This window comes from Collinsella sp. LCP21S3_D3, assembly GCF_052118305.1.
Classification (GTDB): domain Bacteria; phylum Actinomycetota; class Coriobacteriia; order Coriobacteriales; family Coriobacteriaceae; genus Collinsella.
The window spans coordinates 1-22435 of record NZ_JBQKHK010000012.1 but is presented as its reverse complement, the minus strand read 5'-3'; the positions used below and the strand labels follow the sequence as shown (position 1 = coordinate 22435).

Here is a 22435-nt window from a genome sequence, read left to right as displayed (position 1 = left end):
TCGGGCGGCACGTTTTGTTTGGGTGATTTTTTTAGAGCCTCATAGCCATGTTCACGCTCGGGAACATAGCCGTCCGCACCACAAGACGGCCCGACTACTCGAAGTATTGGAACTTGTTGGTCGAGAAAGCGAATGTTACGACAAAGCCTTCGCCGGAGTCGGATGCCGCGGCAACGTCGATGCCCATCTTGGAACACAGGCGCGCCACCAGGTAGAGGCCGATGCCCGTTGCGCGCTTGGTGGTGCGGCCGTTATCGCCGGTAAAGCCCTTCTCGAACACGCGCGGCAGGTCAGCCGCGCTCACGCCGCAGCCGTTGTCCGCGACGGTAAGCTCGATGCGCTCGCTTGCCAGGCCCTCGTCCAGCAACGCACCCGAAAACACAATCTTCGCGCCGTCCTCACGCGCATATTTAATGCTGTTCTGAATGAGCTGCCCCAGAATAAACTCGAGCCATTTCTCGTCGGTGAACACCTCAAAGTCGAGGTTCTCGCACACCGGAGCCACGTGCGCCGCAATGAGCTCGCGCGCGTTGGCTTTAATCGCGCCCGTCACCAAGCTCTTGAGACCCCAGCGGCGAATTAGGTAGTCGCGCTCTACGACTTCCGAGCGCGCATAGTACAGCGCCTGATCGATATAGCGCTCCACGCGAGCCAGCTCGCGACCCAGGTCATCCACGCGCGACAGGTCGTCTTCGCTGCCGTCCAGGTTATCTAAAATCAGATGAGCCGCCGCCAGGGGCAGCTTGGCCTCGTGGACCCAGCTCTCGATATAGTCGCGGTAGTCATCGGTCTGGCGCCGGCCTTCCGCCACCTCGTCGCAAGCGGCTTTGCCCACCCGGCGCAAGACCTCATATTCGAGCTCGCCCTCGGCATAGGTCGGGCATTGCACCATCTCCTGCACCCAAGCGGGGCTCCCCAGCTCCTCTGCCGCGCGCTCCAGCTGGCACAGAAAACGACGACGGCGCACGTACTCGATCACGATGCCCAGCATGCCAAAGATAAAGGACACACCGACCGCCACGACCACGATGGATGCCGGGGCGCCGGCGACCGTCAGTACAAAACAGCTCAGCAGCACGCCGCAGGTCCACACGGCAATGGGAAGCAGTGCATCTTTAAAGAACTTGGCAAACGACATAACCGGCTCCTAGACCGAATAGCCTTGGCCGCGATGCGTCGTCAAATACCCCTTGATGCCGATTTTTTCGAGCGTGGTGCGCAGGCGGTTGATATTGACGGTGAGCGTATTGTCGTCCACGAAGGCGTCGGAGTCCCACAGGTCCTGCATGATAGCCGAGCGCGAGACAATCTTGCCCGCGCGGCCCAAGAGCAGCGAGAGGATACGCAGCTCGTTTTTGGTGAGCTCGGTACTGTCGCCGGTTGCCGTATTGGTGACCATGGAGCGGGCGAGGTCGAGCTCCAGCCCCTTGTGGACGAGCGTGCTGCGATCGCCCGCCGCCGCGGTGCGGCGCAGCAACGCATTGATGTGCGCCACGAGCACACGGGCGCTGTAAGGCTTGGGAACAAAGTCGTCCGCGCCAAGCGTCATGGCCATGACCTCGTCGATCTCGGTCGTGCGCGACGTGAGGACGATGATAGGAACCTCGGATTCGCGGCGAACCTCGTGGCAGATATGTTGGCCGTCCTTGACGGGAAGCGTGAGGTCGAGCAACACCAGGTCGGGCGCGGCGGCAAGGATATCGCGCGAGACATGCTCAAACGATTCGCAGGCCTCGATTTCAAACCCGGCGCGGGCAAGGATGTCGACAAGCTCACGACGAATGCGCTCATCGTCCTCAACGACATAGATCAGCGCCATGGATTCCGCTCCCCTCTTGGTTGTCTTGCCCCATTATGACCGCGGAGCCGCAGGTGCGTGCCTCGCGAGGCACCAAGGTGACAGAACTGTTCGCGAACGAAAGCGTTTGGCTCGCCCCTCGCTCGCAACGGGAGCGAGAATCAAATGATTATTAAATCCCCGTCCCAGGAAAATCATTTAGCGGCAGGCACGGAGCTTTTCGTAGCCTTCGGCAAAGAAGGCAACCGTAGCGGCGTCGGACTCGACGGCGTCCGTCTCGGCGGCAGGAACCACGCCGTGCTCGTCACTCACCAGGAACAGCGCGCCCTTGAGCTGCGCGGGAATATCCACGCGCGTGACCGGGATGCCCTTGGTCTGGGCCAGCTGCTCGATAAGCGTCGCCGTGCCACACAGGCACTCGTCCGCCGGTGCCACAAAGGCCAGCTCGCCGTTGTTGACGGCGGCGAGCAGCTCGGGTGCCACGCCGGTTTCGTCGGCCTCGGAGCGGGCCTCGGCGGAGCGGGCACGCAGCGCCTTGGCCGAAGTATCGGCCAGCGGCTCGTACTCCCCCACCGTCATGGCGGCATTGCCGTTAACGTCGATCACCAGCATGAGCACGCCGTCGCGCGCGGTGTAATCGCCCTCGGCAAGCGACCACTCAACGTGCTGCTTGGCCCAGCTGAGCATGTTATGGGTGAGCGGCTCGCCCTGCACCAGGCGCTCGGACAGCGCACGAATGTGACGGTTGAGCATGGGCACCTTTTTGTTGGACATGCGCCAACGGCAGACAAGCGCGGGCTTGTCGAGCGTAAACTTCTCGACCGCCTCCTGATTGGCGCAAAAGTCCTCGTACGCACGCTGGTCCTCGGCATTGCCAAACAGCTCGGCATCATCCACAACGGCCATATCCAACCTTTCTCAAAAACATACACCGCACCGTTATACCCAAAAAAGCCGCCCGCACCAACCGGCACGGACGGCAATAGATAGCTTTAGTTCGGGGCGAGCCAATACCGCTGGTGGAGCATAAGCCAGCGAGCCGGACCCAAGTGCCTCAGGTCGCCGCGAAAGAGGAGCGACGCGTACTTCTGTGCGCGAGCGACGGTTTGAGCGGCGAGATGAGGTGCTTGGGGCCGGCGCAGCGTCGAGCAGTTACGCGGTTTGGTAAAACCGCGTAACGATCATTAGTGGCGGAAGTGGCGGGCGCCCGTGAAGACCATTGCGATGCCATGCTCGTTGCAGGCCTGGATGCTCTCGTCGTCGCGCTTGGAGCCGCCGGGCTGGATGATGCAGGTCACGCCGTGCTCAGCAAGCACGTCGACGTTGTCGCGGAACGGGAAGAACGCGTCGCTTGCGCAGGCAAAGCCGCCCTTCTCCACGCCCTCGCGCTCGCAGAAGTCCTCGGCGCGCTCGCAGGCAAGCAGTGCGGAGTCAACGCGGTTGGGCTGGCCCGGGCCCATGCCAATGCCGGCCTTACCCTTGGAGACCAGGATGGCGTTGGACTTGACGCCCTTGCAGACCTTCCAGGCAAACTCAAGCTCGGCCATCTCGGCATCGGTGGGCTTGCGGTCGGTGGGGAACGTAAAGGTCGCGGGATCCTCGATCACGTGGTCGACCTCCTGCACCAGCATGCCACCGTCGATGGAGCGCAGCTCCACCTTGGCGCCGTGATCCACGCCGCCGGTAGCCAGCACGCGCAGGTTGGGGCGCTTGGCCATGCGCTCGAGCGCCTCGGCGGTGTAGCTCGGGGCGATGATGACCTCGACGAACTGCTTGTTCTGATCGGCAAAGTGCTCAACCAGCTCAAAGGGAACCTCGCGGTTGCAGGCGATGATGCCGCCGAAAGCGCTCTTGGGATCGCAGGCAAAGGCGCGGTCGTAGGCAGCCGTGATGTCCTCGGCAACGGCGGAGCCGCAGGGGTTCTGATGCTTGAGGATCACGCAGGCAGGCTCGTCGAACTCGCGAACCAGGTTCCAAGCGGCATCGGCGTCCAAATAGTTGTTGTAGCTGAGCGGCTTGCCCTGAATCTGCTCGGAGCCCACGAGCGGGAACTGCGAGCTCGCGGAGTTCTCGCAGCCATCGGCAAAGCGGTAGACCGTAGCCTTCTGCTGAGGGTTCTCGCCATAGCGCAGGTCGTCGACCTTCTCCAGCGAGACCTCGAGTTTGGCAGAGGTGTCCGCCACGTCGCTTGCCTGGGCAGCAAGCCAACGGGAGATAGCCGTGTCGTAGGCGGCGGTGGTCTGGTAGACCTTCACCTGCAGGCGACGACGGGTGGAAAGCGTGGTGCAGCCACCGGTCTCGCGCATCTCGGCCAGGACGGCATCATAGTCGGCCGGGTCGGAGATGACGGTAACGCTGGCGGCGTTCTTGGCGGCAGAGCGAAGCATGGAGGGGCCACCGATATCGATGTGCTCGATGGCATCCGCGAAGGTGACCTCGGGGTTGGCGACGGTCTTCTCGAACTCGTACAGGTTGACGACGACCAGGTTGATCAGCTTAATGCCGTGCTGAGCTGCCTCCTGCATGTGCTGCTCGGAATCGCGGCGAGCCAGCAGCGCGCCGTGAACCTTGGGGTGCAGCGTCTTGACGCGGCCGTCCATCATCTCGGGATAGCCCGTGAACTCCTCGATGGGGGTTACGGGAACGCCCGCGTCCTCGATGGCACGAGCCGTGCCGCCCGTAGAGATGATCTCGACGCCAAAGTCGTCAACCAGCGTCCGTGCGAAATCGACGACGCCCGTCTTATCGGTAACCGAGATCAACGCGCGTGCGATCTTCACATCAGATCCCATGCAGTCCTCCTGTCTGGTACGCCGCCGTGCTCTGTGAGTCGGTGATACGTCGATCTGCAGCGCTCGCGCAGCGGCATTGAAAATACTGATTCAATGTAGCGCATCGAGCGCATCGATGCACCCCGTAACGGGCGCATGTGCAGAAAAAGCTTGCGAGCGGGGGTTGCAGGAGCGCCACTGGGCACGGTGAGTTGATGGAACACAGGGGCACCATAATTAGATGCCAATGGCATGGTAGAACTGTGCTCGATATGCATCCGCAATAGAAAGAGGCACTATGGTCTCGCGGGTTCTCTACCGACCGTTTGATACCGAAGACTTCGACGCCATCGCGCTGATCTTGCAGCAGCTTTGGCATAACAATTCGGATAACGAAGAGTACAACCGCCTTGAGGCCGCGTGCGATCTTGCCTATTGCCTTTCTTCCTCGACGTTTTCGCAGGTCGCCGTAATCGACGGCCAGGCGCGCGGCATTGCACTCGCACGTGCGGGGCAAAGCAGCGGCGCCACCGTTAAGGAGCATTGGATGGATACCGAACGCGCATTGCTGTCGCAGATGCGTGAGCTGGAGCCCGATGCCTGTGCCGAGTATCTCTCGTTTGTGCGCGCCACCATTCGGACCAACAACCGCCTGCTCGAGAGCAGCCCGCTGCCGCATGACAACGAGGTCACGTTGCTTGCCGTGGATCGCGATGTCCACGGCCTGGGCGTTGGCTCGGTTCTGCTCGATGCCGCGGTCTCGCACCTGTCCTCGCGCGGAGCGTCGAGAGCGCACCTGTATACCGACTCCAACTGCTCGTGGAAGTTCTACGAGCTGCATGGCTTTAAGCGCACGGCCACGCACCGCGCCAACCGCGAAGAGCGCCGCCACGACATGCCGCGCGAAAGCTTCCTCTACGAACTCGACCTAACAGCCTAAAACCGGCAGTTAGGGACATCCCCTTTGTGCCGGCACCCCGGGACACTCCTTGGCAGCAACCACGCCCAGTCGTTGGGGACGTTCTTAAATGACTAGTCGCCGGGGACAGTCTTGAACAAAAGAGTCGCCGAAACCCTCGCTGGCATCACCCTATAGAGGAGTCTGCAAATAGCGGTGGGCAAAAGTAAAAGATCGGCGCATTTTGGCGCATAAAAAGGGGATGGGCTTTCCCCGACGGCTGCCGAGAAAAGCCCATCCCATAATTTAGGACCGCTAGAACGTTCCGCCGCCGCCTCCGCCGACGCCGCCGCCTCCGCCGCCCGAGAAGCCACCACCGCCGCCGCCGCTCGAGCTATCGGAACTCGAAGCCAGCTCACGGATGCTCTCGTGATACACGCCATCGAACGAATCGAGCGGAGACTGGTTTCCGTAGTGATGGTAGTACCACCAGTAGCAGGGGTAATTATCGTAGAAGCCGTCGGCCTCGCGCACCTCGGGCGGCACGGCCTCGGCAAGCTGACGCAGAACTTCCTTGGAAACGCCCAGCGCCGCACCCATCACCAGAAGTTTATTCCACAGCACCAGATCGCCGGGGACGGCTTCCTTTAGACGCGTGAAGTCCTCGAGCCAATGCTTGAGCGCCTTGCAGCGAGCCGCCACCTCGGCGCCCTCCGGCGTAAGGCGGCGGAACGTAAGGCCCACGCCAATACCCACCAGCACAATCGGCACCGAGATAACCGCGGCGACAATGTTCACCTGTGCGCCGTCGGTAAAGAAAATGGATCCCACGGGAACAAAGGCGATCAGAGTACCAAGAACCAGGCAAAACACCATTGCGACAATGCCGTCCGAGGCAACGTACTCGCTATCGGCCAGTTTGCCCTTAACGGTGCTCTGATAGTCCTTGAGCTTGTCGCCCACGGGCGTAGCGTGCTGCTTAACATAGTGTTGCAGCTCGTCAAACGTGCGCGAGCGATCGCCGTTCTCGTCGGGCTTAGCACCGGCAAAGAAGACCTTGAGCACCATGCGGTCAATGCCCTTGGCCGACTTCCAGCCCGCATCGCTCACCGTCACACGATACGTCTGCTCCTCTTTTTCGCGACGGAGCAGGCCCTTCTTGCCCTTGGTCGCGATTGCCTCCTCTAACTTGATCACGCGATCGTCGGTGAGCTTCATGAGCGTGGCGATATATGCCTGATCGGGCACCTCGTTCCAGCTCATGAGGGCCGAAAGCACGGCGGGATGGTCGGCCGAGGGCACGTCGCGGAAGTATTCGTCCTGGAACAGCGGTTTGGGCTTGCGCTTGCGCAACTTGAGCACGACGATCGTGCCGGTAAAGGCCACCGCCGCGACAACGCTAACCACGGCAAGTGCATTGGCGATCATGCGGGCGTGAGCGCGGCGGGCGTTAGCCTCCTCGGCCCACGCCTTCTCCTCGCTCAGAATTGTCGACATGCGTTCCTTGCCCGAGGCGGCGAGCTGCGGCACCCAATCGCTGGGGAAGGCGATGCGCGCCTCGGCGAATTCACCCTGATGCACGCAGGGTATGGTATAGGTGACCATGGGCTCGTCCGCGTCGAGCGACACGTCGCCCGTGAGCGGACCGTGGCCCCATGCACGGAAGTTATCGCCCTTGACGGCCGCCGTTCCGGCAGCGGCATTTGCGAAGTAAACTTCCATCTCGACGTCATCGGAGTCCGCAGACCAGCCGTCGCCCACAAACTTCCAGTAGAGCTCGGCGGTATCGGACCAGTTCATAACCGCACCGGTCATGGTGTAGCTCACGTAATAGATCGCGCTGTCGCCGCTCTCGTGGGGGCTGAACACCTTGATCTTTACGCCGCCGTCTGACTGCTCAACCGTATAGACGCCGTTGTCGCCTTTGTTTGCATAGTCAACCCTGCTAAACGCGGCATCATCTTCCTCGACGCTCAGCACGTCGACACCCGCCGTACCACCCTGCTGGTTGGTGCCCGTATTGATATCCCAATACACGCCGTTGATGTCGTCGTCGAAATCAAACTGGCGTCCCTCGACAACGGTCAGCGACCCATCGGCTTCAACCGTGGCACCGATATAGGTTTGGGTCATGGAATACCCGTCGGCACGTGCAACGGCGGGCAACAGCAGCAGCACGCACGCGACGAGTGCGCAAATGGAAGCAAATCGCGCAAACGGGCAGCGCTGCCGACAAGCATTGGCAACGGGGGCGTTCATAGGCACATCCTTTGTCTGTAAAACCAACAGCGCCATTGTCCCACGTTTGCGGGTACACATGACGAACATCTAGGCGACCGGAGCGCCAAACGGGATGAAAGTCATGCCTGCCGCCAGCAGCTAATCATTGGGTAGTCATTGGGGACGTTCTTAAATGACTAGTCATGAGGGACACCCTTGGCATGGCCCGCGCCAGCAATAGATACCACTTCACAGCTCCGTCACAGGTGTAGCAGCTTTGTGTGGGCGCGGCACGCGCTGATTGAGCCGTCAGCCGAGGGGCATAAAGCAGTTGAGCGAAACTGGTTTGCCCCTTTGCCGTTCGCTCGAGGATCATGTCCCCCTTTTCCGCGGAAACCCCGGCAGTTGCGAAGAGCTGCCGGGGTTTCTGTTGTCTAAGGTACTGAGCTGATCGACAGGAATCAAAGCACCGAGCCTGCGGCCCACCATACGCAATGCGGGGCCTCGACAACTTGCGGACCACAGTGACGCCTCCCCATCGCGCCCCGCGCTATACTCGTCCGCATGGATATCAACGCACGCAACATAGCAACGCCCGCCGCGAACGCGCCAACAACGCCGCCCGCCTCCGTTCCCGTACCTGTCGTAGGCCGTTTTGCCCCGTCGCCCTCGGGCCGCATGCACCTGGGCAACGTGTTCAGCTGCCTGTGCTCGTGGCTTTCGGCCCGCAGCCAGGGCGGCAGCATCGTGTTGCGCATCGAGGACCTGGACGATCGCTGCAAGCGCCCGGAACTTGCCGCTCAATTGATTGACGATCTGGCCTGGCTAGGGCTTGAGTGGGACGAAGGCCCCTACTACCAGCACGATCGTCTGGACCTGTACGAAAGCGCCTTGCGCCGGCTGAATGACGTCGACCTCACCTATCCCTGCTTTTGTACGCGTGCCGAACTCCACGCCGCGAGCGCGCCGCATGCCAGCGACGGCACGCCCATCTACCGCGGCGCCTGTCGAAACCTTTCTGTCGAAGAGATCGCCCGCCGCAGCGTTCTGCGCGCCCCGGCCACGCGTCTGCGCGTGCCTACCGTCGATGACCTCGCCGGCGACGTGATCGAATTCGTGGACCGTACGTACGGCGCCCAATGCGAGGCACTCGCCACCGAGTGCGGCGACTTTTTGGTGCGCCGCAGCGACGGCGTTTTTGCCTACCAGCTAGCCGTGGTGGTCGACGACGCTGCCATGGGCGTCACCGAGGTCGTGCGCGGATGCGACCTGCTGGGCTCCACGCCCCGCCAAATCTACCTGCAACATCTGCTGGGACTTCCCACGCCGCATTACGCGCACATTCCGCTGCTCATGTCGCCGGACGGCCGCCGCCTTTCCAAGCGCGACCGCGATCTGGACCTGGGCGAGCTACGCGCACGCTTTGGCACGCCCGAGGCACTGCTGGGATGGCTCGCCGGGCAAACGGGCATCGCGCCGGACACCACGTCGCGCTCTGCCGAGCAGTTGGTCGAGCACTTTAGCTGGAATGTCATCCGCGCGCACCGCGAGAACATCACCGTAACGGCCGAGTAGCCAAATACCTCGCCCCTACGCAACGTCCCAGGGCTGGAGTTCGTCGCCCAAGCGAACGATGCAGTCGTAGAGCACGGTATGGCGCTCGGCAGGGTTGGCATCCCGATGAAAATGCCCGTAGTACCAACGCTTGTAATCCAAGCGGTCTTCCAGCTCATCGAAAAATGCTGTAAGTCGGTCGACATCGGGGCAATTCCAGCCAGGCCCCGGATAGAGCGTGGGCGAAAGCATGCGCGTAGAGCAGGTGTGGGTGACCACGTAGTCAACCTTCCAGCCCACGCTGTCGAGCTTTGTCCGCGCCTCCTCAAAGTTGCGCTCGTCCGGCAGCTCCTGTGGCCACCAGCTGGAATAGGGAATGCGGTATTCCTTATCCACGCTCGTGGCGCCGCCCATGGTAAAGATCGTTGAGCCGTCGAGCTCAAAAACCTCGCCGCGCGTCAGGCGCCGTATGGGAGAGGTATCCGACAGGCGTTGCGTTAGCCCACCGTGCCACAGCTCCATGGGACGCTCCGCCCAGTGATCGAAACGCTCGTGGTTGCCGTCGACGAACAGCACGGTATAGGGACGCGACTCCAGCCAAGCGATGTCGGCGCACTCCTCGGCGGAGAAATCCCACGGAAAGCCAAAGTCGCCCGCGACAATCAGATGGTCGTCGCTCGTCAGACTATCCCCAAGATCCCAGTCGCGCAGCTTTTGCATGTCGAGGCCGCCGTGAATATCGCCCGTCACATAGACCGTCATCGGATCACCGCTTCCCCGTAAGTAGCTAGCCCACATTCTGCACGATCACTAAGCCAACCGTTCCAGCCCTTCCATCCCTTAGGACTTACCCCTCGTTCCTCCATCCAAACGGATCAAGCACCCAAAAAATCAGATCGAGCACGCCGCCGGTCATCATAGCGCCGGCAAGGGCCATGCAAACGCGCAGAGAACCGGCACTTCGGAGCACGTCGAATGGTCCCAGAACAGCCAACAGCGCGACCGCTGCGCCGACCACGCACAGCGCGAGGCACGGCCCCGCGTCCTTAACGCACTTCTTTGCGAGATGCTTGGTGTTATCACTCATCAATATCGGACTCCTTAGAGGGCCGTTGTTTGGGCACATGCCGCCGCGGCAGAGCAGGGCGGCAGGGTAAGTGTCACATGCCGTGCGGACATCAATGGAGAAACCGCCTGCTCGACCAGCCCTTAACGCCGTTTTGCACCGGCACTCCATCCCCCGCTATCGAGGTCTAATACTTTTCCGCGAAGTGAACGTCTGTTTTAGGACCCCTGAAGCATCCACATTTTTCGTCGGCAAAATCGCAGGATTCCAGCACCGAAACCCCAGGAAACGGCACCTCTAAAGTGTCGATGTTTCGGGGGTCCGTTTTAGCTCGTTCACTTCTCGGAAAAGTATTAGACCTCGCTACTAGCTACCCAGAAGGGCACCTCTTCCTTCCCCACACCACCCAAAAACTCATCCAACATTAATCTTGGCTCAAGAATCGCTTAATCTATAACCTGCACTATAAAGTTCGACCAAGGGCGGGGCGGCGCCGCGCAACGCAGATCGCGAACGCAACGCTCGCGCCCGGGCAGATCGCCCGACGTCGCGCCCATCGAACGAAAGGACAGGTCATGGACGACCTCGAAAAAGTTGAAACCATCCGCACCAAGTGCAACGTGAGCTACACCGATGCCAAGGCCGCGCTCGACGCCGCCGACGGCAACGTTTTGGACGCCATCATTTGGCTCGAGTCGCAAGGCAAGACCCAGACCACATCGGCGCACGCCGCCACCGAATCCGAGCCGGCCGATGAACCCTCGGCCGAGATGGTCGCCGCGCAGGCAGCCTACGAGAAGTCGAGCGAAAAGACTGACTTTTCCAAGAAGATGGACAGCGTGTGGGAGTACCTCAAAAAGCTCTTCCGCCTGAGCCTGGACACCAAGTTTATCGCCACGCGCCGCGACGCCATCATCCTCAACATCCCCATCCTGATCCCCATCGTCGCCCTGTTTGCCTGGGGCGCCACGATATGGCTCATGCTGATTGGCCTATTCTTTGGCATGCGCTACCGCATCGATAGCGACGGCGACGTGCCCGGCAGCATCAACAACCTTATGAATCACGCCGCCGACGCCGCGGACGACATCAAGCAAAACCTGAACGACGACAAGTAATCGCAGACGGGGGCACGCATGGCACGGATCCTGATCGTAGAGGACGAGGAGAAAATCGCCCGCTTTGTGACGCTCGAGCTGGAGCACGAGGGCTACCAGGTGGAGCACGCCGCCGACGGCCGCACCGCCGTGGACCTGGCGCTGGAGCGCGACTACGATCTGATTCTGCTCGATGTGCTGTTGCCGCAGCTCAACGGCATGGAGGTCTTGCGGCGTGTCCGCAAGCACAAGGATGTGCCGGTGATTATGGTCACCGCACGCGATGCCGTGATGGACAAGGTGGCCGGGCTCGATGCCGGTGCCGACGATTACCTGACCAAGCCGTTTGCGATTGAGGAGCTGTTCGCACGGATTCGCGTTGCGCTGAAGCGCGCGGAGGCCGTGCGGGCGGCTTCGGGCGTTGGCGGCGCCGGCGCTGGGGCGGGCATAGCGGGCGGCGCGGGCGGCGACGCCGCTGCGGTGCCCCCGGTCAGTGAGTCGACCAAGGCTTCCGTCGCGCCCTCCCCCGCCGCGCTCACCGTGGGCTCGGTCGTGCTCGACCCCGACCGCCGCGAAGTCACGATCGGCGGCTCGCCCATCGCGCTCACGGCCCGCGAGTTCGACGTTCTCGCCCTGCTTATGACACATGCCGAAACCGTGCTCACACGCGAGCGCATCGCGCACGAGGCGCTGGGCTACGAATACGTGGGCGACACCAACAACGTCGACGTGCACATCGCGCACCTGCGTGCCAAGATCGAGGACGCCGGCGGCGCCCGCATCATCCAGACCGTGCGCGGGGTGGGCTATGTCTGCCGTGCGTAACGCCGAGGCCAAGCGTGTCACCTCCATCGCCCGCGCCATCAACTGGAGCTATATATGGCGCCGCCTGATGAGCTACGTCTGGCTCGATCTGCTGCTGATGGTGATTGCGGCGGCGATCCTCGTCTATGGATACAACCAGACGCTGCCCGACGGTGCGTTTACCGCAGGATGGATCCCCGGCGCCACTGTTCAAGGCATGTCACTGACGCCCGCGCGCGGCTGGGACCTGACAACGCTCACCTATACTGTCGAGCTTGCGCGTACCACCAAGACTTTCCCTCTCGCGCAGGACCTCGTCGCGCTATGGCCTCTCTACTTTGTCGTTGTGGGTTGGCAGGTCATCAGCGTGCTCAACATGCTCGGCGGCGCGAGGCACGTGCGTCGCACCATGGCGCCGCTCAACGACTTGGCCCTGCGCGTGGACGAACTCGGCCGCATGCAGCTCTCCGGCGGCAAAATGGAAACGCTGGAACAGGCCATCGAGCGTGCAAGCGTCGACTCGCCGAGCGTCACCACCGGCGACGCCGACCTGGCAAGCATCGAGGTCGCGCTCAACCGGCTGCTGCGCCAGATGCAAGAGGCCAAGCTGCAACAGATGCGCTTTGTCAACGATGCAAGCCACGAGCTGCGCACGCCCATCGCGGTGATTCAGGGCTACGTAAACATGCTCGACCGCTGGGGCAAAGACGACCCGGACGTGCTGGCGGAATCCATCGCGTCCCTCAAGGCCGAAAGCGAGCATATGCAGGAGCTCGTGGAGCAGCTGCTGTTTTTGGCACGCGGCGATGCCGGGCGCACGGTCCTGCGGCGTGCGCATACCAACCTGGCCGCACTGGTCGGCGAGGTGTGCGAGGAATCGCAGATGATCGACGCCGCGCACACGTATCGGCTGGCTTTTGACGCTGCATTTGCCAACGATCCGCGCTGCGACGCACCTGTCGACGTGGCGCTTGTGAAGCAGGCTCTGCGCGTGATCGTGCAGAACGCCGCCAAGTATTCGAACGCGGGAACGACCGTCACGTTTGCCATAACTCCCGATACGGGCACGGGCGCGATCGACATAAGTGTTGAGGACGAGGGTATCGGCATGAACCAGGAGTCCGCAGCTCACGCGTTTGAACGGTTCTACCGCGCCGACAACGCACGCGATGCCGGCGCGCAGGGCTCGGGCCTGGGGCTTGCCATTGCTAAGTGGATTGTCGATAGCCATGGCGGCGCCATTGGCGTGACCTCGGTCGAGGGCGTCGGTAGCCGCTTTACGATTCGCCTGCCACGGTAGGAAGCCCCCTCGTGAATCGAGGTCTAATACTTTTCCAGAGAAGTGAACGAGCGTATTTGGACCCCTGAAGCATCCACATTTTTCGACGGGAAAGTCGCAGGATTCCAGCATCAAAACCGCAGGAAACGGTACCCTCAAAGTGTCGATGCTTCGGGGGTCCAATTCTGCTCGTTCACTTCTCGGGAAAAGTATTAGACCCCGATTTCATGTCCCCTCAAAAGGTCGACCCCTCGGCATAAAAAAGGGATAGGGCCATGCGGCCCTATCCCTTTTTTCGTTATAGCAGCTTGCGCGCTACTCGCGACACAGGTGCACGGCGAAGCCGGCGAACTCGCGCTTAAAGTACACAAGCTTGGTGCCGCCGTCGGGCAGCAGCACGCGCGACTCCTCGTTGACCTCGAGCCCGTGCTCGGCAAACCACTTCTCGGCAGCATCGATGTCGTTGACGGCAAAGCCTATGTGGCCCTTGGCGCCACGACCGTTCTGCTTCATGATCTCGACCAGCGAGTCGTTAAAGTACGAAATCGGGGTTTCGCTGACGGGCAGGCCCATCATCGTCGAGAACAGCTCCGCGATCTCCAGGGCGTCTGCCGGGTCGGTGGCGTTAATGCCCACATGGGCAACGCGCATGCCAAAGAGCTCGACCGGGTTGGCGTTCTGCTCGTTCATACAGGCAGCGTCTACTGAGCCATGACGTCGAGAACGGCCTTCTCGGCAGCGACGCGGTTCATGCCGGTCATAAAGGGCACGCCGCTCACGTACGGGCAGGTGAGGCCCTCGGGGGCAACGGTGGTGGCGATCAGCAGGTCGGCGCCCTCGTCGCAAGCGTCCTTGGCCTCGGAAATGGCGCACTGCACGATCTCATACTTGCCGGCGTAACCGTTGGCGTCGAGCATGGTGGCGACCTTCTGGGCAACGAGCGTGGAAGTAGCAGCGCCAGCACCGCAAGCCAAAACGATCTTCTTCATAGGTAATGTCTCCCTTCATGGTTTACTTTAGGTAAGTGTACCGCAGCGAGCGATGGCGCTCGGCCTCGATGCACTTTTGTGCCAGTTTGCTTGCACGCTGCGTATAATACATCTAGTACGTTTTGTCATACCGCTTGTTTTACGAGCGACCGAGGAGCTCAATATGCCCGATTCCCGCACACTCTGGACCGTCGTCGTTGTCATCTGTATCGCCGTGTCGCTGCTCTTTAGCATCAAAAAACGCACCACGTTTAACCGCCTGCAGCGGCTCATGGCCGCCAAACAGTGGGACGAGTTCGATCGTTTGCTCGACGGCAAACTCACCAGCATGCTGTACCCGCGCTACAACCGCGACTACCTGCGCCTGAACTCCTATCTGCTGCGCGAGGACCACGAGCGCGCCGACGAGATGTTTGACCTGCTGCTGGGGCTCAACCTGCCCAAGATGCAGCGCGTCGATCTAGTGATCAAGGCCTTTAACTACTACGTTGGCCAGGAGGACCGCAAAAAGTCCAAGGAGCTGCTGCACGAGATCAAGGGCTTTGAGGGTGGCCAAGCCGAGGCAGTCGCGCACGAATGCCAGCTGATGTACGACACGATGATCCTCAAGCGCCACAACGACATTCCCGAGCTGGAGCGCATGCTCGAGGATGTCGGCAACGACCCGGTCAAGCGCTGCCGACTGGAGTACCTGCTGGCCCTGCAGTACCAAAACAAGGGCGACGAGGCAAAGTTCCAAGAGTTCCTCGAGAAGTCGGGCCAACACTCGATGGCCGTCAACGCGTAACGAACGGCTTGTGCTAGACTTCTAGTCTTACGGGGGCGTGGCGGAATTGGCATACGCAGGAGACTTAAAATCTCTCGCCGCAAGGATTGTGGGTTCGAGTCCCACCGCCCCTACCACGTATTGTTTACGAGCCCGTGTCCCTTTGGAATGCGGGCTCGTTTCTTTTGGACACCGTCAAGCCTCTAAGTTGCGGTGGAATAGTTCCTGTTTTGGCAGTTTATCAGCCCATTTAGGAACTATTTCACCGCAACTTATGAGGGGATAGTTAAAGGACGCTGAGGCTGGGGGTCCAGGCGATGGTGGGGGTCGCGCCGTCGAGAACCTCGTTGATGGTGGCGGCCATTCCGGCGAGCAGACTGTTCTCGCTTACAGTGAGCGCGTCGTAGCCGCCGGCTCGCATGAGCTCGCGAATCACCACAGCACCAGCCAGGATCACGCCCGCACGCTTGGGTTGCACGCCTGGCAACGCGGCGATGCCCGCGACATCCAGCGAGGACATGCGCTCGATAGCGGCCGAAACCTGCTCCAGCGAAAGCTCGCGCAGGTGCACAAAACTCGAATCATACGGCTCCAGCTCGTGAACGAGCGCAACGAGCGTGGTGACGGTGCCACCCACCGCGACCAGGCGCTCGGCTCGCTCAAAGTCGACCGGCAAGCTCTTAAAGTAGCCTGCAAACTGCTCGTTTGCCCACGCGCCAGCGGCGGCAAGCTCGCTGCCCGTTGGCGGCAGCGCCGAGAAAAACCGCTCCGTCACGCGGCGACAGCCGATGTCCAGCGAGCGCGTTCCCTCCAGCGCAAAGACCCCACGCTCCGGCGCATAGACGCCCGTCGCGAGCTCCGTGGATCCGCCACCCGAATCGGTAACAATGATGCGCTCGCCGGTAAAGTCGTGCGCCACGCCAAAAAACGTCAGGCGCGCCTCGACCTCGCCCGGAATCACCTGCGGCTCGAGCCCCAGCTCGCGCAGGCCGTCCAGCAGCAGCGCGGCATTGGACGCATCGCGCGCGGCGCTCGTGCACGTGGTGCAGATGCACGCGGCCCCAAAGGCACGGGCCTCGTCCACAAACATTCGGCACGCAGCGAGCACGCGCCCAACGGCCGCCTCGCAAAAGTGCCCCGTTGCGTCCACGCCCTCGCCCAAGTCGGTAATCTCGGTATGCTTGGACGATTCCACGATCGCCCCGTCCTCGACCTGGGCCAGCACCAGTCGCGACGACACCGTTCCCAGGTCAATCGCCGCCACCTTATATCGTTTGCAATTCGTCATTGCGGCCCCCCTCCGGGCGCTACTCGCCATTGGACACGACTGTCTGGCCCTCGACGCCGTTAAAACCAAACAGCATGTCGAGCGTCTGGATGTACCACGGCGCGTCCTTGCCGACCTCTTCGATTTCCTTGGCAACTTCGCTGGCCTTCTTGGCGTTCGACGACTTCTGGCTCGACGAGGCATCGGAATCGTCGTCCAGGCCCTGCACTTCAATCCTCTTCTCGCCGGGCATAACCAGACCCAGGTCCTCGGTCGCCGCGTCCTTAATGCCCTCCTCCGAGAGCAGCTTGTCGACGCTTTTTTGCAGGTCGTCATTATATTGCTCGCGAATCTCGACCTGCTTGGCCAAGATGTCGCTCGAGCGTTTTGCCACATACAAGTCGCGCACGGGGAAGTACAGGCTCACGAGCGCCAGGGCGACGACAATGCCAACAAACAGCCCTCGCTGGGGACCGTGGGTAAAATCATAGATTGCCTTGACCACCGCGTTATCGTTGGCGTAGTGCATAAAGTCCGAACCCGAAAGACGGCTTGAGGGACGGCGCGGCTTGTCGGACGCCTGGGTCGAAGGGCGCGACGTATGCTTGGAACGCGATGGGCGCACCGGACTGTCCGAGGAACTATTTGGCTGAGCATTGGGATGCGAAGTCGCCGGCGAGCTATACCTGGAGCGATCAGCGCCAGCATAACCAGACCCGCCAAGCTGCACCGAATGCGCACGGCGAGGTGACGGTTCGCGCGAACCGGCGGAATAGTGCCTGTTGTCGTAAATCTGATCCATGTGCGCCTTGTGCGGTTGAGGTTTGTTTGCGCTAAGTCCTTTAGTTATAGCACGCGGGCGGACCAGCCGGACGAGCCGTAGGACAAATCCATTACTCGAGCGCGCGTGGTCGCCAACGGACAAGTCGGCGGGGCGCCGCCCTTACGCCCCGCCGACCAACACCGTGTCCTACTCCCCTGCCTTTGCGGCATCCCACAGGTCGTTGAGCCCGTGGGTCGAAAGCTCGGTAAGATCAACATGGGCATCGGCCGCCATCTGCTCCATCGCGGCCCAACGGCGGCGGAACTTTGCCGTGCTGGCGCGCAGGGCGCTCTCGGCGTCGATGCCCTCCTTGCGCGCAACGTTGACCAGGGCAAAGAGCAGGTCGCCAAACTCCATCTCGCGCTCGGGTGTTCCGGGCTCCTCGGCCTCAAACTCGGCACGTTCCTCGGCGACCTCGTCCCACACATCCTGGACCGTATCCCACTCAAAGCCCACGGCAGCCGCCTTGCGCGACACCTTCTGAGCCTGCATCAGCGCCGGCAGATGCGTGGGCACGCCGTCGAGCAGGCCCTCGGGCGCAGCATCGCCCGCCGCCACGGCCTGGTCCTTGGCGGCCTTCTCGGCAAGTTTGACCTCGTCCCAAATCTTGAGCACCTCGTCGGAGCTGCCGGCGTCCACATCGCCAAACACGTGCGGATGGCGGCGAATGAGCTTGGCGTCGATATCGCGCGCCACGTCGGCCAGCGTAAACTCGCCGGCGTCCGCCGCAATCTGTGCATGCAGCACGACTTGCATGAGCACATCGCCCAGCTCCTCGCGAAGATGGGCCGCGTCATCCGCCTCGATGCAGTCGAGCGCCTCGTAGGCCTCCTCGATCATGTTCTTGCCAATGCTCTGGTGCGTCTGCTCGCGGTCCCACGGGCAGCCGTCGGGCTGACGCAGGCGCCAGATAGTCTGTACCAGATGTTGTAACTCGGCCGATGCATCGACCAGCGTGGACAGGTCGCGCGAACCTTCGGCATTTTGCTGAGCCATGTGCTCGGCCATGGTTAGTCCTCCTCCATGATCACATGGCGGAACGCGCCGCCCTCGTAGATACCATAGCTGTGCGTGCCGTCCTTGGGGATGCTCACGCTGCCGGGATTGAAGAGCCACAGACCCGGGTGCGCGGTGCTTTCCTCGTTGACCTTGACGTGCGTGTGGCCGTAGACGAGCGCGGAGCCCTCGGGCAGCGCGGGCACGTGGTCGACGCTGTTGTGCATGCCGGCGCCAAAGACGTGGCCGTGCGTCAGGAACAGTTCGCGGCCGGTCTCGTCGAACAGCGTGGCGTAGTCCGCCATGACGGGAAAGTCGAGAACCATCTGGTCGACCTCGGCGTCGCAGTTGCCGCGCACCGCGATAATGCGGTCGGCCAGGGCGTTGAGCAACGGAATCACGCGCTTGGGAGCATAGTCGCGCGGCAGGTCGTTGCGCGGACCGTGATAAAGCAGGTCGCCCAGCAGGACGATGCGGTCGGGCTGCTCGGCTTCGATGGCGGCGCAGAGGCGCTCGGTCCAATATGCCGAGCCGTGGATGTCAGAAGCGATGAGGTATTTCATGGAGGTCCTTTCGGGGTGGGGTTGACGTGGCCGAGCGCGGAATGTCGCCACCAGCCGCGTTATTCAAATCGCAGTGCCGCGCTCTGGGCCGACTGCATCACGCGTTGGAGCGGCACATTGTGCTCACGGGCAAGGCGGGCGCAGTCTTCGTACTCGGGCGCCGCACGCTCACTGCCGTCGGGCAAGGTGGCCACCTTGACGGACACCTCGCCCCACGGCGTCGTTACGCGCTCAAAGTAGCGCGGCAGGCAAACGCGCTCCATAACCTGGCGGCGGATGCCATTGGTCGTGGTTTCCAAAAAGATGATCGTCTGCAGGCGCTCGATATCCTCGTGGGTGCAGATTACCTGCAACTGCCAGCCAGGGCGGCCTTTCTTGCAATAGAGGGGCAGCCAGTGCACCTCGCGCGCGCCGGCCTCGCGCAGGCGGTCGGCGGCGTAGGCGAGCACCTCGGGCGAAGCGTCGTCGATGTCGCACTCCAGCTTGACGATGGTTTCGGGCGCATCGGTCTCGCGGGACAGCGGAGATGTAGTTCCACGTTGCATACGGTCCGGCTCCTTTCCGCACGGGCTCGTTTTATTCACCCAAACGCTAGCACATCGCGAGCGGCGCAAGTGTGGCGGCGCGCGATGAGCGCGATTTTCCTTGTCTGCAAGAACCGACACTCCACCGCCTCGGCCAAACATGTACATCAGCCTCCAAACATGTCATTTTTTGTCAGTTTTGGAGGCTGAGGTACATGATTCGAAGCAAGGCCGATGTCGCGAGCCCGCCCTTATGCGCTGCCCGTCCTTTCCAGTCGATTTCGGCCCACGGCGCGCACATCGCACTGGGGGCCGCGCCGTTACAATGGAGCAGATTCGCTTGACGTAAAGGAGCCGCCATGCCTGCTTGCCCGCTGGTCGATTGCCATACTCACACCTCGTTTTCGGACGGACACGCCTCGTTTGAAGACAACGTCCGCGCCGCTGCTGCGGCCGGTTGCCGCACCATGGTCTCGACCGATCACCTTACCCTGCCTGCCAGCATGGATGCCACCTGCGAGGTGCAGGTTGTCGAGGGCGACCTGCCGGCGCATCGTCTGGCTTTTGAGGATGCCCGCAAGCTTGCCGCGCAGATTGCGCCGGAGCTCGAGCTTGTCTATGGCTTTGAGTGCGATTGGTACGAAGGCTGCGAGCCTTTGGTTGAGCGCTGGTCCCGGGGCGCCGTCGTACGCCTGGGCAGCGTGCATTGGATTGGTAACCCGGGCAATATCATGGCAGGCGCTGCGGGCACGACGGGGACAGAGGGCGTCGCACGCCCCGATACGCCCGACTCACGCTGCGGCTGGATCGACGACGACACCAACCTGCACGTTTGGGAAAACCTGGGCGTGCGCGGCGTGTGGGAGCGCTATGTCGATGAATGGTGCCGCGCCTGCGAAAGCTCGCTCAACTTTGATGTGATGGCTCACCCCGACCTGGTCATGCGCTTTTCGAAGGAAGGCTTTGCGCCCGATTTTGACCCCGCACCGTTTTGGCGGCAGATGGCCGAGTGTGCGCACGATACGGGCCGCCGCGTTGAGGTCTCGACCGCCGCACCGCGCAAGGGGCTCGACGACTACTATCCCGCGACCGGCCTTTTGCGCTGCTTTGCCCATGCCGAGGTGCCGATTACCTTTGGCTCGGATGCGCACCGCGCCTGTGATATTTGCTGGAATATCCGCGAGGCCCAAGCCCATGCCTACGACTGCGGCTATCGAACCTTCGACATCCCCCACCCCACCGGCGAATGGGAGTCCACACCCCTCGCCTAGCCATCCCTTCATAAGTTGCGGTGAAATAGCTCCTATTTATAGCCCTAAGACCGTCAAACAAGAACTATTCCACCGCAACTTCTATGGTCATCGGGGACGTTCTTTAACGACTAGTGGCGGCGGGCGTTGAGTTCGCCGGCCAGCTCGTCGAGGGTAATGCCGTAGCGCTCAAGCGTCACGAGCAGGTGGTAGACCAGGTCGCCAGCCTCGTAGCGAATGTGATCATGGTCGTTATCCTTGCAGGCCATGATCACCTCGCTCGCCTCCTCGGCAAGCTTCTTGAGCAGCTCATCCTCCACATCGGTCAACAGTCGAGCGGTATAGCTTTCCTGCGGCGACGCATCGCGACGACCGTGAATCACCTCGGCCAGCCCCGTTAGCGTCTCGCCGATATTTCCATCCTGAACATTTGCGGTACGCACACCCATGGTTCAATCCTTTCTGGTCGGCCAAGCGCCTGGTCGAGCGCCCGCCCTACGCGAGTTTCTTAAAGAAACAGGTACGGTTGCCGGTATGGCAGGCCGGACCCGGCGAGTCAACCTTGACCAGCAGCGTGTCGCTATCAAACCCTCGACCAGGGCACGCAGCTCGTGCGTCGGCGGCGCGGCGATACCGGCGGCCTCCAGCAGCGCGTCCACGCGGTCGAGCACCTCGGCACCACCGTGCAGGCGCGGCAGCTCGCTAATGGCGGCCTTGACGGCATCAGACTCGGTGCTGGCAGCCACGCGGGCATCGAGGCCCACAAAGTCGTTGGCATGCACGCAGCGCAGGGCCTCGGCTGCCAGCTCGCGATCCTCGCACGCCGCGAGCAGCTCCTTAAAAGGACGCACGCTACCTGCGATAATACGAGCATCGGGAAGCGCCAGCTTACGCACGGCCTCGGCCACCAGCGAAACAATCTCTACATCGCCCGCGGTATCGCCCGCACCGATAAGCTCAAAGCCCAGCTGCGTAAACTGACGCGAGCCACCGGCATTGCGCTGGCACTCGCGAACCACCGGCGCCTCGTAGCGAAGGCGCAGGGGCAGATCGGCCGCACGCATGCGGGTCGAAACCAGGCGCACGATCGGCAGCGTGTTGTCGGGACGGACCACCAGCAGGCGGCCGTCGTCATCAAAGAGCTTAAACGGCGTGTCCGCAATGCGGCCGCCCTCCTCGAGCGAACCCTTGTCCTCGAGCAGCGGCGTCTCGACCGGAAGGTAATGATGCTCCCTTAAGCAGCCCTTCACCGTATACGAGATCTCCTCGCGTGCCTGAGCCTCCTCGGGCAATATGTCCCGGAATCCCCACGGTGTGGCCGTCATCTGGTGAGCCTCCTCATACTGCGTTTCATATAGAACGAAAGACCGGCATAGCTCCGCCGATCTTCTGGGTACTTTAGCATACTAGAGTGCTTGCGGGGAGAACCGTCGCCCTCGGCTCACAGCGTATTCATTTGGAAACATAGGGCAAGCGATTAGCAGCGGTCTCTTGTTACAACGCAAAAAGGGCGCCCGTGCAATTGCGGACGCCCTTGTGCAGGGTTGAGATATCAACCAGCCAAGATATCGGACCCGTGACCAGCTCTTAGTAGTCGAACTGGTGGTAGTAGCGGCGGTACTTGAGGTTGTGCTTGGTGACCAGCTCGTAGTTGCGCGAGAGGCGGTCGGTGGTCAGCACGGACAGGATCCACGGCGACACGATGACGCGGAAGTCGTCGTCCAGGCCCGGGATCGCGTACTCGGCGGTGTCGATGATGACGTAGTCCTC

At 61.8% G+C, this 22435-nt stretch carries 23 protein-coding genes, 1 tRNA gene and 1 pseudogene; 8 read left to right on the top strand and 17 right to left on the bottom strand.

Annotated features, from left to right (window positions below; genetic code table 11):
• Positions 1-94: 94 nt before the first annotated feature.
• The 4 genes from ACTQ1S_RS06675 to purH form a co-directional block, all read right to left on the bottom strand.
• On the bottom strand, positions 95-1138 hold the full coding sequence (locus ACTQ1S_RS06675; protein ID WP_441547344.1) for a sensor histidine kinase: 1044 nt from the start codon (positions 1136-1138) through the stop codon (positions 95-97).
• Between the two features lie 9 nt (positions 1139-1147).
• Positions 1148-1819: a response regulator transcription factor gene (locus tag ACTQ1S_RS06670; RefSeq protein WP_427728526.1), complete on the bottom strand. Its 672-nt coding sequence runs from the start codon at positions 1817-1819 to the stop codon at positions 1148-1150.
• Positions 1820-1996: 177 nt separating this feature from the next.
• Entirely contained in the window at positions 1997-2704 is a 708-nt protein-coding gene (locus ACTQ1S_RS06665) for a hypothetical protein (protein WP_441547343.1), read from the bottom strand.
• Positions 2705-2982: 278 nt separating this feature from the next.
• Entirely contained in the window at positions 2983-4590 is a 1608-nt protein-coding gene (purH, locus tag ACTQ1S_RS06660) for a bifunctional phosphoribosylaminoimidazolecarboxamide formyltransferase/IMP cyclohydrolase (RefSeq protein WP_441547342.1), read from the bottom strand.
• Positions 4591-4867: 277 nt separating this feature from the next.
• Between purH and ACTQ1S_RS06655 the strand changes: the two genes are divergently transcribed.
• Positions 4868-5509, top strand: coding sequence for a GNAT family N-acetyltransferase (locus ACTQ1S_RS06655; protein ID WP_427728515.1), 642 nt, complete (start codon positions 4868-4870; stop codon positions 5507-5509).
• Positions 5510-5782: 273 nt separating this feature from the next.
• Here the strand turns inward: ACTQ1S_RS06655 and ACTQ1S_RS06650 are convergent, their stop codons facing one another.
• A complete protein-coding gene (locus ACTQ1S_RS06650; RefSeq protein WP_441547341.1) occupies positions 5783-7726 on the bottom strand; it encodes a DUF2207 family protein in 1944 nt (647 codons plus the stop codon).
• Between the two features lie 525 nt (positions 7727-8251).
• Between ACTQ1S_RS06650 and gluQRS the strand changes: the two genes are divergently transcribed.
• On the top strand, positions 8252-9262 hold the full coding sequence (gene gluQRS / locus ACTQ1S_RS06645) for a tRNA glutamyl-Q(34) synthetase GluQRS (RefSeq protein ID WP_441547340.1): 1011 nt from the start codon (positions 8252-8254) through the stop codon (positions 9260-9262).
• A 15-nt stretch (positions 9263-9277) separates the two neighbouring features.
• Here gluQRS and ACTQ1S_RS06640 read toward each other — a convergent pair whose 3' ends face one another.
• Both ACTQ1S_RS06640 and ACTQ1S_RS06635 read right to left on the bottom strand, forming a co-directional pair.
• On the bottom strand, positions 9278-10003 hold the full coding sequence (locus ACTQ1S_RS06640) for a metallophosphoesterase (protein WP_154515068.1): 726 nt from the start codon (positions 10001-10003) through the stop codon (positions 9278-9280).
• Between the two features lie 85 nt (positions 10004-10088).
• Complete coding sequence (locus tag ACTQ1S_RS06635) at positions 10089-10328, bottom strand: hypothetical protein (RefSeq protein ID WP_441547339.1); 240 nt, start codon at positions 10326-10328, stop codon at positions 10089-10091.
• Between the two features lie 554 nt (positions 10329-10882).
• Here ACTQ1S_RS06635 and ACTQ1S_RS06630 point away from each other — a divergent pair.
• The 3 genes from ACTQ1S_RS06630 to ACTQ1S_RS06620 are packed head-to-tail and all read left to right on the top strand — an operon-like array spanning position 10883 to position 13508.
• Positions 10883-11425, top strand: coding sequence for a DUF4342 domain-containing protein (locus ACTQ1S_RS06630; RefSeq protein WP_441547338.1), 543 nt, complete (start codon positions 10883-10885; stop codon positions 11423-11425).
• A gap of 18 nt (positions 11426-11443) precedes the next feature.
• Positions 11444-12229, top strand: a complete 786-nt coding sequence (locus ACTQ1S_RS06625; RefSeq protein ID WP_441547337.1) for a response regulator transcription factor — start codon at positions 11444-11446, stop codon at positions 12227-12229.
• Positions 12213-13508 carry a sensor histidine kinase gene (locus ACTQ1S_RS06620; RefSeq protein ID WP_441547336.1) on the top strand — a complete coding sequence of 432 codons (1296 nt, stop codon included), beginning with the start codon at positions 12213-12215 and terminating at the stop codon, positions 13506-13508. Before ACTQ1S_RS06625 ends, ACTQ1S_RS06620 begins: the two co-directional genes overlap by 17 nt.
• A gap of 294 nt (positions 13509-13802) precedes the next feature.
• On the opposite strand, the gene ACTQ1S_RS06615 is transcribed toward ACTQ1S_RS06620, so the two are convergent.
• Both ACTQ1S_RS06615 and ACTQ1S_RS06610 read right to left on the bottom strand, forming a co-directional pair.
• Positions 13803-14177, bottom strand: coding sequence for a VOC family protein (locus tag ACTQ1S_RS06615; protein WP_427718886.1), 375 nt, complete (start codon positions 14175-14177; stop codon positions 13803-13805).
• An 11-nt stretch (positions 14178-14188) separates the two neighbouring features.
• Positions 14189-14476 carry a PTS sugar transporter subunit IIB gene (locus ACTQ1S_RS06610; RefSeq protein ID WP_055252380.1) on the bottom strand — a complete coding sequence of 96 codons (288 nt, stop codon included), beginning with the start codon at positions 14474-14476 and terminating at the stop codon, positions 14189-14191.
• Between the two features lie 163 nt (positions 14477-14639).
• On the opposite strand from ACTQ1S_RS06610, the gene ACTQ1S_RS06605 reads away from it, so the two are divergent.
• Complete coding sequence (locus ACTQ1S_RS06605) at positions 14640-15263, top strand: hypothetical protein (RefSeq protein WP_441547335.1); 624 nt, start codon at positions 14640-14642, stop codon at positions 15261-15263.
• 31 nt (positions 15264-15294) lie between these two features.
• Positions 15295-15379: transfer RNA gene (locus ACTQ1S_RS06600), tRNA-Leu, on the top strand.
• A 149-nt stretch (positions 15380-15528) separates the two neighbouring features.
• Here ACTQ1S_RS06600 and ACTQ1S_RS06595 read toward each other — a convergent pair.
• From ACTQ1S_RS06595 to larC, 5 genes are all read right to left on the bottom strand, one after another.
• Positions 15529-16530, bottom strand: coding sequence for a Ppx/GppA phosphatase family protein (locus ACTQ1S_RS06595; protein ID WP_441547334.1), 1002 nt, complete (start codon positions 16528-16530; stop codon positions 15529-15531).
• A gap of 19 nt (positions 16531-16549) precedes the next feature.
• On the bottom strand, positions 16550-17311 hold the full coding sequence (locus ACTQ1S_RS06590; protein ID WP_441545384.1) for a hypothetical protein: 762 nt from the start codon (positions 17309-17311) through the stop codon (positions 16550-16552).
• 168 nt (positions 17312-17479) lie between these two features.
• Positions 17480-18340, bottom strand: a complete 861-nt coding sequence (gene mazG / locus ACTQ1S_RS06585; protein WP_441547333.1) for a nucleoside triphosphate pyrophosphohydrolase — start codon at positions 18338-18340, stop codon at positions 17480-17482.
• 2 nt (positions 18341-18342) lie between these two features.
• Positions 18343-18891 carry a phosphodiesterase gene (gene yfcE / locus ACTQ1S_RS06580; RefSeq protein ID WP_441547332.1) on the bottom strand — a complete coding sequence of 183 codons (549 nt, stop codon included), beginning with the start codon at positions 18889-18891 and terminating at the stop codon, positions 18343-18345.
• Between the two features lie 59 nt (positions 18892-18950).
• Positions 18951-19436 (bottom strand): nickel insertion protein, encoded by a 486-nt coding sequence (gene larC / locus ACTQ1S_RS06575; RefSeq protein ID WP_441547331.1) that lies wholly within the window; start codon positions 19434-19436, stop codon positions 18951-18953.
• A 338-nt stretch (positions 19437-19774) separates the two neighbouring features.
• Here larC and ACTQ1S_RS06570 point away from each other — a divergent pair, with 338 nt between their 5' ends.
• Entirely contained in the window at positions 19775-20686 is a 912-nt protein-coding gene (locus ACTQ1S_RS06570; protein ID WP_441547330.1) for a PHP domain-containing protein, read from the top strand.
• A gap of 110 nt (positions 20687-20796) precedes the next feature.
• Here ACTQ1S_RS06570 and hisE read toward each other — a convergent pair whose 3' ends face one another.
• The 3 genes and pseudogenes from hisE to ACTQ1S_RS06555 form a co-directional block, all read right to left on the bottom strand.
• Entirely contained in the window at positions 20797-21114 is a 318-nt protein-coding gene (hisE, locus tag ACTQ1S_RS06565; protein WP_006235893.1) for a phosphoribosyl-ATP diphosphatase, read from the bottom strand.
• 3 nt (positions 21115-21117) lie between these two features.
• A complete protein-coding gene (locus ACTQ1S_RS06560) occupies positions 21118-21990 on the bottom strand; it encodes an ATP phosphoribosyltransferase regulatory subunit (protein WP_441547329.1) in 873 nt (290 codons plus the stop codon).
• Positions 21991-22252: 262 nt separating this feature from the next.
• Positions 22253-22435 (bottom strand): annotated as a pseudogene (locus ACTQ1S_RS06555) (SIS domain-containing protein); the annotation flags it as partial.